This is a genomic window from Phaeobacter inhibens DSM 16374, from assembly GCF_000473105.1.
In the GTDB taxonomy this organism is placed as follows: Bacteria; Pseudomonadota; Alphaproteobacteria; order Rhodobacterales; family Rhodobacteraceae; genus Phaeobacter; species Phaeobacter inhibens.
Map to the genome: position 1 here is coordinate 3,251,977 of NZ_KI421498.1, position 12,014 is coordinate 3,263,990.

The window sequence follows — 12,014 nt, forward strand, 5'->3', positions numbered from 1 at the left end:
ACCACCCACAGGCCGGGTGCATTCCGGATCCTGCTGCCGTAATTTTGCCCCAAGCAAAGCATACCCTGAAACGGGAGCGATTGGGACATGGGGCTGGCAAGGCGATGAGCGTAAAGAAACCGATCCGGCAGCGGACGCTGTCACTGGCGGCAGCGCTGCTCTCTGTCGGACTGGCCTATGTTGCCGCGCCGAAAGGTGCGAGAGCTGATGACAGCCGCCTGCAACGGCTGGAAACTACAGAGGCTGGGCGCGATTGGCAGGCGGTCGGTCGGCTTGACGTTAACGGAGAAGGCTTCTGTACCGGCGCATTGATTGCGCCTGATTTGGTGCTGACAGCGGCGCATTGTCTTTATGACCGCGATAGCCGTACCCGGATCGCACCGCAGACCATCGAATTTCTTGCGGGATGGCGCAACGGGCGCGCCTCGGCCTATCGCAGTATCCGCCAGGCGGTCATCCACCCCAGCTATATCTACGATGGCAAAGTATCGACAGACCGGGTGCGCAACGATATCGCACTGCTGCAGTTACAACGGCCCATTCGCAATACCACTGTGACACCCTTTGAAACCGACCAGCGTCCGCAAAAAGGCGCGCGGATTGGTGTGGTGTCCTATGCACACGACCGCTCGGAGGCTCCGTCGTTGCAGGATGTCTGTGCAGTGATGGCCCGGCAGGAGGGCGTGTTGGTGATGTCCTGCGATGTGGACTATGGCTCTTCCGGGGCGCCGGTGTTTTCCTTTGACGCAGGTCGCCCCAAGATCGTTTCGGTGGTCTCTGCCAAGGCAGAGGTCTCCGGTCAGCAGGTCGCGCTTGGGTCTGCTCTGGCAGAGGAATTGGCGCTGTTGCGTGCGCAGCTCACCGGCAGCCGGATTGGCGGGCAGATGCCCCCCGGAGTTGGCCGCGTGAAAGTGGGTGAACGTCGGAGCAATTCCGGTGCAAAGTTCATCAGCCAATGAGACTCTGCGCGCTTGTCCTGACTGTGGTGACGGCGTTCTATGCGACTGTGGCAGCGGCACAGGAGGCCGGGTTACGTCGTCTCACCGACCGCGATGACCTTCTGGGTTGGGAGGCAGTCGGGCGGCTGGAGCTGAACGGGCAGGGGTTTTGCACCGGAACGCTGATTGCCCCGGATCTGGTGTTGACTGCGGCGCATTGTGTCTATGGTCAGGGCCATACCCCACGCCCGGCTGACCAGATCACTTTTCGCGCGGGTCTGCGTGGCGGGGTGGCAATTGCCGAGCGCGGGGCACTGCAGATTGCAGCGCATCCCGGGTTTCGACCGGGCGGGCGGCTTGATCTTGAGAACATCCGCCACGATGTCGCATTGATCCGTCTGGCGGCCCCTGTGACCAGCGGATCGGCGAATGCCTTCGCGCTGCATTCCGGTCAGGACTATGGCAGCGATATATCGGTGACGTCCTACGGGATGGGCCGTGCTGAGGCTTTGTCGCGCCAGCGCCATTGCAATCTGATGGCTGAGCGCGCGGATGTGATGATGATCGACTGCAATGTAACTTTCGGCTCCTCCGGTGCACCAGTGTTCTCGCAGGTGGGCGGGCGCGGGCGTATTCTGGCGCTGATTTCCGGCGGTGGCCTATACGGTGGAAAGCAGGTGGCCTTTGGCATGAAACTGCCGCAGAGGGTGGACGAGCTGAAAGCACAGCTGCGACGCAATCCAGTGGCGGCACCGGATCGGCGCATTAAGCGTATCCGCGTGGGCAGCGGTACGTCGGCAGGCGGCGCGAAATTTGTCCGCCCCGGCGGCTAAGCCACCTCTTGAACCGGCAGTTTCAATCCTTATCTCAATTCTGTTCGGATCGCCGATGATCGGGATCCGACAGTCCAAACGCCTGTCCCTGATGGGAGGGCACGTAGAAATCGCTCACGAATGAGGATGACACATGCGTAGTTTTGATTTTGCACCGCTGCACCGGGCCACCATTGGCTTTGACCAGATTGCCGACCTGATGGATCGCGCCCTGAGCTCTGACGTCGCGCAGCCGAGCTACCCCCCTTACAACATCGAAAAAACCGCCGCAGATGCCTATCGTATCTCGATTGCAGTTGCCGGCTTCTCCGAGGCTGATCTGGGTGTCGAGGTGAAGGAAAACGCGCTGGTCGTTTCGGCGAAGAAGTCCGAAGACGACAGCGACCGGACTTACCTGCATCGCGGCATCGCCACCCGCGCGTTTGAGCGTCGGTTCACTTTGGCCGACCATGTGCGCGTCACCGGTGCAAGCCACTCCGACGGCATGCTGCACATTGATCTGCAGCGCGAGGTGCCCGAGGCACTGAAACCGCGCCGGATCGAAATCTCAACCGGCAAGGCGCCGGAACTGGACGCCAAGACCGTCAACTGATGCCGCGCTGATCTTCCTGATCTGACAGCTTTGAACGCAGCAGCCCCCCGATGCTATCGGGGGGCTGTTTTGATATATGCCTGGCACTCTGAGTGGATGAGATCAGTTGACTGTCGGCGTGTTCATCTGACCGATGGAAAAGAACATCGTCTCGCCGGAGGCATCATCGACCCCATCATTGTCGGTTGTGATGAAACCTTCTCCCTCGGCAGTGATAGCCAGCCCTTCGACCTTATCCAGAACATAGCCGCCGGTCGCCGTCAGATCCGGCAGCAGATCACGCACCAGCTCCTTGTTGACCACCGGGAGTGGCCCGCCGAGCGGCGCTGGTGTCATCTCAGCGAGGGAAACGCGGTAGACCTTTTTGGTCACAGCGCGGAAGTCATGCTGGTTGTCGCGCTCAATGACATAAACATAGTCGCCATGGGCCACGATCTCTGACAGGCCGACCCAACCGGTGTCGGGCTCTGCCTTGGGATAGTGAACCGCGCCCCATTCCTTGGTTTCCAAGTTGTAGGACACCAGTTTGACGTGGTTCTTCGGGTCGTCTTTCCATTCGCGCTGAACGGCCATCCAGAGCGTGTCGCCCACTTTGGTGATGCCTTCAAAGCCAAAGCGGCGCTCGACGGCCATCAGCTCGGCTGGCAGACCGATTTCGCCCTTTTTGGCTTTGATCAGCCCATCTTTGTTGACGTGGTAGATCGCATGGGGAACGACACGGTCGCTGCGCCCTTCAGAGGCGACGTAAAACCCACCTTTGCCGTCCAGTGTGATGCCTTCCAGATCCAGTTTCTGGGCCGGGTTGCCGTCCTGCCGATGGATGCGGATCACGTCGACGATACGCGCAGGTGTCTGACTGGGGTCAATCTTGAAGATCGAGGGCTGGAAGCCGTAGAAGCTGTCGTTGACCGCATAGATCATACCGTCAGCATCTGCGACCATCCCGGAGAGCGCGCCCCAGCCGATCAGCTCATCCGCGTCGGCAGAAGTCAAATGCGGATAGGTCGGTGCACCGTTCTGCAATTCATACATCATGACATGGGCGCGTGGGCCTTTGTCTTCGATCAGATCCTTCTCATTGGCCGAGACCAGCAGACCGCGTTCGGGGATGACGGCGTATCCTTCTGGCCCAACGCCAGAGGGCAGCAGCTGGGTTAGAACCGGATTGGTGGGGTCTGTAACATCATAGACCCCCACCACTGATGCGCGTTCTGCACCAACGAACACATAGGGCGTGCCGTCAAATTCAGCGAAGGTCACGCTTTCGGGTTCGACGCCTTTGGCATCAGAGCGTTTGTCCGGGTAATGGCCAATCTGCACGATGGCATGTTCAAAGGAGGTGCCGCTGTCATAAACGACGGTGCCGTCTTTGTTATAGATCGTCCAGCTGCGAGAGCCGCCGTTGTAATCGCCTTCGTTTGCAGTGGCGAAGTGGTTGTCGTCAATCCAAGTGACGGCGTCGGGCTCACGCAGGCGGCCCTCTTGGCTTTCGGTGAAGATCAATGCGCCGCGTTCGTCCGTGGCGTCGATACCTTCAAGATCGACCGCCCCAGCTGAGAAATGGTTCTGGACCTTGCCATCCTTGGACAGGATCACAAGATGGTTGTTTTCCTGAAGAGTAACAACCGTCTCCCCAAGCCCATTGATGGAGACATACTCCGGCTCGGGATCGTCGCTGGCAATCTCCGCCAGGCCTGTAAGGCCGATTACCTTCATAGAGGCACAATCTAAGCCGCCGTTTGCGGTGTTGATCATCACCAGATTGCCCGCGGGCATTTGCGGCATCAGGCCATCGTTCAGATCTTCGTCACGTTCGTTTTCAATCGCAACGGCGAGGAAGGCCCCGTCCTTGGACTTGGCAACAGAATCCGGCTGACCGCCCAGATCGCAAGAGCCAGTCTCGGCGCCAGTGCTGATGTCAAAGGCTTTCAACAGACCGGAGGGCTGTGTGTAGCTCTTGGATGTGTTCACACCGACATAGGCCGTGGTGCCAACAACAGCAACGGAGGTCGGCTCACCCGGCAGCGCGATATTTCCCTTGGGGGCCGGGTTCGCAGGATCGGTGATGTCGATCAGGCCCAGAGCCCCCAGCGGGCTGTCGGTATAGACCAGCGTCATGCCGTCCGCAGTCGCGTCGATGATTTCGGGAGAACTTTCGCGTGTGATGTCTTCACCTGCGGCCATGTTCTGGACCACGGGAAAGGACGCGATACGATTAAATGAAGTGTCTGCCTGCGCGATACCAGCGGTGAGCGCGAGGGCAGAGGTCAGGCACAAAAGGCGCGTGGACATCGGCAGCTCCAGTATGGATGAATTGACTGCCTTGCTCCTGACGGGTCTGCATCAAGGTTTTGTGACGCTTTGATGTAGTTTTAATGATGTGGTGGCTGCGGGAGGGAAACCCGCCGCAGCCCTTCATCCAGGGTCATACAGACATGCAGATGTATTTCATCTCAAGGTAGTCTTCGATGCCATGGTGGCTGCCTTCACGGCCCAACCCCGACTGCTTTACCCCACCAAAGGGGGCCAGCTCGGTTGAGATGATGCCGGTGTTGACCCCGACAATACCGTATTCCAGCGCCTCGGCCACTTTGTAGACCCGGCTCAGATCCTTGGCGTAGAAATAGGAGGCCAGGCCAAAGATCGTGTCATTGGCCATTTCGATCACGTCGTCTTCGGTATCAAACTTAAACAGCGGCGCCATCGGGCCAAAGGTCTCATCCTGAGAGAATACCATGTCCTGCGTGGCACCTGTGATAATTGTCGGCTCAAAGAATGTGCCGCCCAGCTCCGATGGATTGCCGCCCAGGATCACTTCGGCGCCTTTTTCTTTTGCATCGGCGATGTGGGATTTGACCTTTTCCACCGCGTTCTCGTTGATCAGCGGGCCAAACTGCACGCCCTCAGCCAACCCGTCGCCAACCGTCATCTTGGCGACGGCCTCTTTCAGTTTTTCCGCAAAGGCATCGTAAACACCTGCCTGGACATAGATCCGATTAGCGCAGACGCAGGTCTGGCCGTTATTGCGGAACTTGCACATGATCGCGCCTTCGACTGCGGCGTCGAGGTCGGCATCATCAAACACGATGAACGGCGCGTTGCCGCCCAGTTCCATTGAACATTTCATCACGGTGTCGGCCGCCTGTCGCATCAGGATGCGCCCCACTTCGGTAGATCCGGTAAAGGTCAGCTTGCGCACGGCGTTGTTCTCGCAGAACTCTTTGCCTGTTTCCGAGGCATTGGAAGAGGTCACGACGTTGAAGACGCCCGCCGGAATGCCCGCACGGTCTGCCAGCACGGCCAACGCGGTCGCCGACAGCGGCGTCAATTCGGCAGGCCGCGCAACAAAGGCACAGCCCGCCGCCAACGCCGGGCCCGCCTTGCGGGTGATCATCGCATTGGGGAAATTCCAGGGTGTGATCGAGGCGGCCACCCCAATGGGCTGTTTCAGCACGGTGATGCGCTTGTCGCGCTGATGGCCGGGAATGGTCTCGCCATAGATACGTTTGGCTTCTTCTGCAAAGAACTCAATGAAGGACGCGCCATAACCGATCTCACCGCGCGACTCGGCGAGGGGCTTGCCCATCTCGGCGGTCAGGATCACAGCCAGATCCTCTTGGTTCTCCATCATCAGATCAAACCATTTGCGCAGAACATTTGCACGTTCTTTGCCGGTCCATTTGGACCAATCCTTCTGAGCGACTTCTGCCTGCGCGATGGCGCCGGCCACTTGCGACCGGCTGACATCCGCCACATTGGCAATCACATCGCCACGCGCCGGGTTCTTCACCTCGAATGTGCCGTCCGCGCCATCGACAAACGCCCCGCCGATATAGGCACGGGGTTCTAGTAGGCTAGGGTCGGTGAGCAGTGATTTCAGGTCAGTGGTTGCGTCGAGCATTGCGGGCCTCCCGTATATCATTTGCGAAATGCAAATCAGCTGTGACTTGATATGTCCAGAAAGATAGATGAGTCCAGAATTTGATCAAATGTAGGGGCTAGGCGGGCATCACATCGATGTTCTGCAGGGACCGGGTCATTTGACATGTTCTGTGCCAGGCTGTCAGGTAGCGGCAACAAGAAGAACAGGGAGACTGGGCATGGAGCTCGACGACGCGTATTCAAATGGCGCCTATATCGAAAATGCTGACAGCTATCCGCCGCGCTGGGCGGCCTCTGCCGAGGATTTTCGCAACGCGATGCGTGACCGGTCCCGGCTGGATGTGCCCTACGGCGAGGGGGCCAGGCACCGCTATGATCTGTTTCTTCCCGAAGGTGCAGCCAAGGGGCTGATGATCTTTGTGCATGGCGGTTATTGGATGGCGTTCGATAAATCCAGCTGGTCGCATCTGGCTGTGGGGGCGTTGGCGCACGGCTATGCGGTCGCCATTCCCTCCTATGATCTTTGCCCAGAGGTACGGATTGCTGATATCACCCAACAGATCGCCTCAGCTGTCACCGCCATCGCTGCCGAGGTGGAGGGACCGATTTCGCTGGCGGGCCATTCCGCAGGCGGGCATCTGGTGGCGCGCATGTTGGACCGGGAACTTTTGCCGGAGGAGGTGGGTGAACGGATTGCCGCGGTGGTGCCGATCTCACCGCTTGCGGATCTGCGGCCTCTGCTGCGCACCACGATGAACACCAAGTTCAAGCTGGACGCAGCAAACGCTGCCGCAGAAAGCCCAATTGACATGGAACATCGCTATCCGGCGGATGTCACAGTCTGGGTGGGCGGTGACGAGCGCCCGGCCTTTCTGGATCAGGCCGTCTGGCTGGCCGAAGCCTGGGAGGTGGATCATGTCATTGCGTTCGGCAAACATCATTTCAACGTGATCGAACCCTTGGCCGATCCCGAAAGCGATCTGGTCGCGGTCTTGGTCAAATAACCCGACCCTTCAGAAAAAAAACGCACAACGCCGCAGAAACCTGCGGCGTTTGTCGTTTTTTGACTCTCTTGCGGGGATTCAGACTTGCCAGCATTGCAGCTCTGCCGCAATCTCTGCGCCAAGGGCCAGGCGATGGCGTCGCCGCATGGAGTTCATGCTGCCCTAACTCTCAAACCGTCCTGAACGCCGGGACCTTTCTTGTAAGATGGAAGGGTCGACTATGACTTCACGTCCTGAAATGTATCGTTTTCACAATGGTGAAAAGGCGCCGCTGCAATTTGCTGTCTCCGAATATGAGGCGCGGATCGCAGGCCTGCGCAAAATCATGGCAGAGACCGGCGTAACCGCCGCTGTCTTCACTTCGATGCACAATATCTCCTACTATTCGGGCTTTACCTACTGCGCTTTCGGTCGCCCCTATGGCATGGTGGTCACCGCTTCCGAGGCTGTGACCATTTCCGCCGGGATCGACGCAGGCCAGCCCTGGCGCCGGTCGTTCTGCGACAACATTACCTATACCGACTGGCAGCGTGACAACTTCTGGCGTGCGATCAAATCGGTTTCAGGCGATGGCGCGGTTGTCGGCTACGAGAGCGATCACCTGACCTTGCTGCAGAAGGCAAAACTGGAACACTTCCTGACCCCGTCGCAGCTGGTTGATCTGTATGAGCCGACCATGCGCCAGCGCATGGGCAAATCTGCTGCAGAGCTCGATATGATCCGCGCCGGTGCCGCAGTGGCAGACGTCGGCGGCTTTGCGATCCGGGACGCGGTAAAGGAAGGCGCGCGTGAGATTGATGTGGCGATGGCAGGTCGCGATGCGATGGAGCTGGAAATCGCCAAACGTTTCCCGGATGCGGAGTACCGCGACAGCTGGGTCTGGTTCCAGTCCGGCATCAACACCGATGGGGCTCATAACCCGGTGACAGCCCGCACCCTGCAGCGTGGCGATATCCTGTCGCTGAACACCTTCCCGATGATCTCCGGCTATTACACTGCGCTGGAACGGACCATGTTCGTGAAGGAAGTGGACGCCGAAAGTCTGCGCATCTGGGAGGCCAATGTTGCAGCCCATGAGCTGGGCATCTCGCTGCTGAAACCGGGCGCAAGTTGTGCGGAGATCACCCATCAGATCAATGCCTTCTTTGAAGAGCAGGACCTGCTGCAATACCGCACTTTCGGCTATGGCCATTCATTTGGCGTGCTGTCGCATTATTATGGTCGTGAGGCGGGGCTTGAACTGCGCGAGGACATCGACACGGTGTTGGAGCCGGGGATGGTGATCTCGATGGAGCCGATGCTGACCATCGCCGATGGCCAGCCCGGTGCAGGTGGGTACCGCGAGCATGACATTCTGATTATCCATGAGGATGACAATGAAAACATCACCAAATACCCCTACGGGCCGGAGTTTAACGTCGTCGGCTAAAGGTCGCTATTTGGCGCTATGATCAGCGGCAGGCGGGAGGCTCCCGCCTGCTCTTTGCCTCCCTGGGGGAGGCTGTCCCGGTTGGGCATGGCACCGTGCAATGCACGGTGCTTTCGTTTTTCGCCGAGAGATGTATCTGTCGCCGCGTGATCCGATCGGCAAGCGGTGGTCAGGCCGCGATACCGCCGCCGGGCCCATGTGGCAGGTCGCAAAGATTGCACCGGCGCCCTGGTTGGGGCATATGTGCGCAAAGGCGACACCTTGATCCTGCGATTATGCCCTGCTTCGGGACGCTGGGAGTGTGGTGGCTCCCTGCCGTGAACAAGGAAACACCACCGCTATGCACCACCCACCGGAAAAGCGAAAATCCGAATATGCGCTGATCCAGCTGCTGCCGAATATGATGACCATTGCCGCCATCTGTGCCGGACTGTCGGCGATCCGCTTCGGGGTGCAGGGCAACTATACGCTGGCGGTACAGCTGATTCTGGCGGCGGCGATTCTGGATGGCTTTGATGGGCGTCTGGCGCGGATCCTGCGCAGCGACAGCAAGATGGGTGCGGAACTCGACTCGCTGGCAGATTTTCTCAACTTCGGAGTCGCCTCGCCACTGGTGATCTACTATTGGGCCCTTCAGGACATGCGCGGTCTGGGATGGCTGGCGGTGCTGGTGTTCTCGGTCTGCTGCGTGGTGCGTCTGGCGCGGTTTAACGTGTCGACCAAGTCCGAGAAGAAAGTCACCGCAAAAAGCGTTTATTTTGAAGGGGTACCATCCCCGGCCGGCGCACTCCTTGCGATGTTGCCGATGTTCATTTCTTTTGCCTTCGCCGATGCGCCGGTCATTCCGGATATTTTGATCTGCCTTCATATGGGTGTCATCGGATTGCTTATGATCAGCCATGTGCCAACCTGGTCGCTGAAGGCAGTCAAAATTTCGCGCGAAAACGTGAAGTATTTTCTGGTCGGTTTTGCCTTTGCGGGGGCAGCTGTCCTGATTTACGCATGGATTACATTGGTGATCCTGTGCCTTGGGTATGCTGCGATGGTGGCCTGGGGGTTGGTTAAAAAGAAAACGCCGGAGACCGGCGCATAAAAGAGTAAGGGTGGATAATTGGATATCAAGGCTGTTGAATCGTCGTATGCCCGTTGGGCCCCTGTCTATGACAAAACATTTGGGGCAATTACCAATGTGGGGCGTCGCCGTGCTGTCGGCTACGTCAACGAACATCGCAGCGGTCGGGTGCTGGAGGTGGGTGTCGGCACCGGTCTGTCCTTGCCACTCTATAAATCCCACCTGAAAGTCACCGGTATCGACTTCAGCGAAGACATGCTGCGCAAGGCGAAAAAACGTGTCGCCGAAAACAAGCTGCATCATGTTGAGGCGCTGCGCCAGATGGATGCGCGCGCGCTGGATTTTCCTGATGCCACCTTCGACACTGTTTCAGCTATGCATGTGCTGTCCGTCGTACCAGACCCCGAACAGGTGATGGGCGAGATTGCCCGCGTGCTCAAGCCTGGCGGTAAAGTGGTGATCACCAATCATTTCCTGCGCGAACAGGGCGTGCTGGCGTTCCTCGAACGGGTGTCCGCGCCGTTTGCCAATGTGCTTGGCTGGCACTCGGATTTTGAGATCGACACGGTGCTGGGGGCAGATCACCTCTCGGTGGAGCACCACCAGCCGCTGCCGCCCTTTGGCCTGATGACCTTTCTGGTGCTCTCCAAAATCAAACCCGTCTGAGGCCCGACAGCGTTTCGCTGGTCAATATCTGCGGGCTGTGACCGATCGGGCTGCCGGTCGGTCTTCCCTTTGCATGGCAGCTCTGCAAAACTGCTGGCAACGGACCTGCGCGGTGCTGCGGTATGGCTGCAGCGAAGGCGGGTTTTCTTTACATTGGGGATGTAAATTCCGTTTACATTCCCCATATGACACATAAGACATTGCAGAAAGGGCAGTTTATGAGCCAATCACAATTTGACGAGATGGTGCGGGCCTCACAAGCCAAGGTGAGCGAGTCGCAGCAGAAGATCACGGCGCTGACCTCGCGGATCGAAACCGCGCGGGCCAAGATTTCGGCCGGAGAAGACGCCAGCATCGACATTGAGAACGCAACGCTGGACGACGTGCACGCCCACACCGAGGTGATGAATGCCAATATCGCCGAGCTGATCATGGGGCTGGATGATGTGACCACCGCGTTCTCCAAGGATTTCGACGAGATGCGTTCGAAAACCGGCTGGGAGAGCTTCGTTGGCTTTTTCAGCCGTGGCAAATCGGATTCGATGCGTCAGGAACGGATGCGCACGGCCAGTATCGACGACAAGCTGCAGGACCTGATTGCCAAGTCTGACGTGATCGTAAAACTTCTGGAGGGTCAGCTGGCGACGCTGGAAGATCAGCGTGAAAAGGTGCAGGTGAACCTGTCGGCTACATTGGACGACCGCGAATTCACTGTGCAAGAGCTGGAGGCGGTCCGCGCTGAGATTGTGGCCCTGGACCCCCAGATCATTGAGCTGGAAAACAAAATCTCGGTTGAGCAGGACGCGGCCGCGCGCACCAAGCTGGAGACCGAGCTGGCGGATCTGAACGCCAAGTACAATGCGATGGTGCAGGACGAGCAGGTGAAGCTCGCCAAGTCCCAGACGCTGGAGCGCTATATCGAGAAGGGCAAGACCTGGGTCGACTCGTTGCAGAACCAGGCGGCAACGCAGATGGTGCTGATCAACAAGCTGCAGACGGACACGGCGCAGCGGGTTGTGCTGTATGACGCGCTGACCAAATCGCTGAAGACCGCACAGCAGCAGGATGTGGCGCACCGGATCAACGAGATCGGCGTGCAGACCGACAAGGAAGCCCAGACCGCGATGGCGGCCATTGGCACCGCGACCAACCAGAAGATGGCCGATATGCTGGAAAGCCATGAGGACAACATGGTGTTTGCCCGCGACGTGCTGGAGAAAAAGGCCAAGGCGGATGAACGCTTTGCCCGCCGGTTTGCGGCGATTGTCGAGAAGCACGACAAAAACCTCTATGGGGGGTGAATTTGGACTGGCTTGAGTTCCTGAATATCCCGTGTCCTCTGAACTGGTTCTGGTGGAGCGTGCTGGCGGTTGTTTTTGGAACTTTGGCTGTTCTCTATTTCGCCGTTGGCGGCCCTTATGCCGAATGGGTTGTGGCCGCGGTAGCTGGGATATTCGCAATCTTTGCCTGGGATCTTTCTAAGGACTTGGGTGAATAGCACTTTCAAAGTGGAAGAGCACCTCTAGCTAGCAGGAGCTACATGTTGTCATTGCACCTTTGGAGAAACACAGGACAGCTCCCGGCCGCGGGTTGGGGCG

Annotated in this window: 11 protein-coding genes; 9 read left to right on the forward strand and 2 right to left on the reverse strand. The window is 58.5% G+C overall.

The features are described 5' to 3' along the window. Nucleotides 1-104 precede the first annotated feature (104 nt). The 3 genes from INHI_RS0119545 (at nt 105) to INHI_RS0119555 (ending at nt 2,363) form a co-directional block, all read left to right on the forward strand. Nucleotides 105-959 (forward strand): trypsin-like serine peptidase, encoded by an 855-nt coding sequence (locus INHI_RS0119545; protein ID WP_027248649.1) that lies wholly within the window; start codon nt 105-107, stop codon nt 957-959. After that, nucleotides 956-1,771 (forward strand): trypsin-like serine peptidase, encoded by an 816-nt coding sequence (locus tag INHI_RS0119550; protein ID WP_027248650.1) that lies wholly within the window; start codon nt 956-958, stop codon nt 1,769-1,771. The genes INHI_RS0119545 and INHI_RS0119550 overlap by 4 nt, the downstream gene beginning before the upstream one ends. 133 nt (nt 1,772-1,904) lie before the next feature. Then, complete coding sequence (locus INHI_RS0119555; protein WP_014875848.1) at nt 1,905-2,363, forward strand: Hsp20 family protein; 459 nt, start codon at nt 1,905-1,907, stop codon at nt 2,361-2,363. 102 nt (nt 2,364-2,465) lie between these two features. On the opposite strand, the gene INHI_RS0119560 is transcribed toward INHI_RS0119555, so the two are convergent. Further along, nucleotides 2,466-4,655, reverse strand: a complete 2,190-nt coding sequence (locus INHI_RS0119560) for an esterase-like activity of phytase family protein (protein WP_027248651.1) — start codon at nt 4,653-4,655, stop codon at nt 2,466-2,468. A 133-nt stretch (nt 4,656-4,788) separates the two neighbouring features. Next, the gene (locus tag INHI_RS0119565) at nt 4,789-6,264 is read right to left on the reverse strand and encodes an NAD-dependent succinate-semialdehyde dehydrogenase (RefSeq protein ID WP_027248652.1); all 1,476 of its coding nucleotides are present in this window, start codon (nt 6,262-6,264) and stop codon (nt 4,789-4,791) included. A gap of 199 nt (nt 6,265-6,463) precedes the next feature. Between INHI_RS0119565 and INHI_RS0119570 the strand changes: the two genes are divergently transcribed. The 6 genes from INHI_RS0119570 to INHI_RS0119600 all read left to right on the forward strand — a co-directional run bounded on the left by INHI_RS0119570 (nt 6,464) and on the right by INHI_RS0119600 (nt 11,914). Beyond that, nucleotides 6,464-7,249: a hormone-sensitive lipase gene (locus INHI_RS0119570; protein ID WP_014881120.1), complete on the forward strand. Its 786-nt coding sequence runs from the start codon at nt 6,464-6,466 to the stop codon at nt 7,247-7,249. Between the two features lie 220 nt (nt 7,250-7,469). Beyond that, nucleotides 7,470-8,678 carry an aminopeptidase P family protein gene (locus INHI_RS0119575; RefSeq protein WP_014881119.1) on the forward strand — a complete coding sequence of 403 codons (1,209 nt, stop codon included), beginning with the start codon at nt 7,470-7,472 and terminating at the stop codon, nt 8,676-8,678. Between the two features lie 340 nt (nt 8,679-9,018). Further along, nucleotides 9,019-9,771, forward strand: a complete 753-nt coding sequence (locus INHI_RS0119585; protein ID WP_014881118.1) for a CDP-alcohol phosphatidyltransferase family protein — start codon at nt 9,019-9,021, stop codon at nt 9,769-9,771. Between the two features lie 18 nt (nt 9,772-9,789). Next, nucleotides 9,790-10,416 (forward strand): class I SAM-dependent methyltransferase, encoded by a 627-nt coding sequence (locus tag INHI_RS0119590; protein WP_014881117.1) that lies wholly within the window; start codon nt 9,790-9,792, stop codon nt 10,414-10,416. Nucleotides 10,417-10,634: 218 nt separating this feature from the next. Next, nucleotides 10,635-11,717 carry a coiled-coil domain-containing protein gene (locus tag INHI_RS0119595; RefSeq protein ID WP_014875841.1) on the forward strand — a complete coding sequence of 361 codons (1,083 nt, stop codon included), beginning with the start codon at nt 10,635-10,637 and terminating at the stop codon, nt 11,715-11,717. A 2-nt stretch (nt 11,718-11,719) separates the two neighbouring features. Further along, nucleotides 11,720-11,914: a hypothetical protein gene (locus INHI_RS0119600; RefSeq protein WP_014881115.1), complete on the forward strand. Its 195-nt coding sequence runs from the start codon at nt 11,720-11,722 to the stop codon at nt 11,912-11,914. Nucleotides 11,915-12,014: the final 100 nt, after the last annotated feature.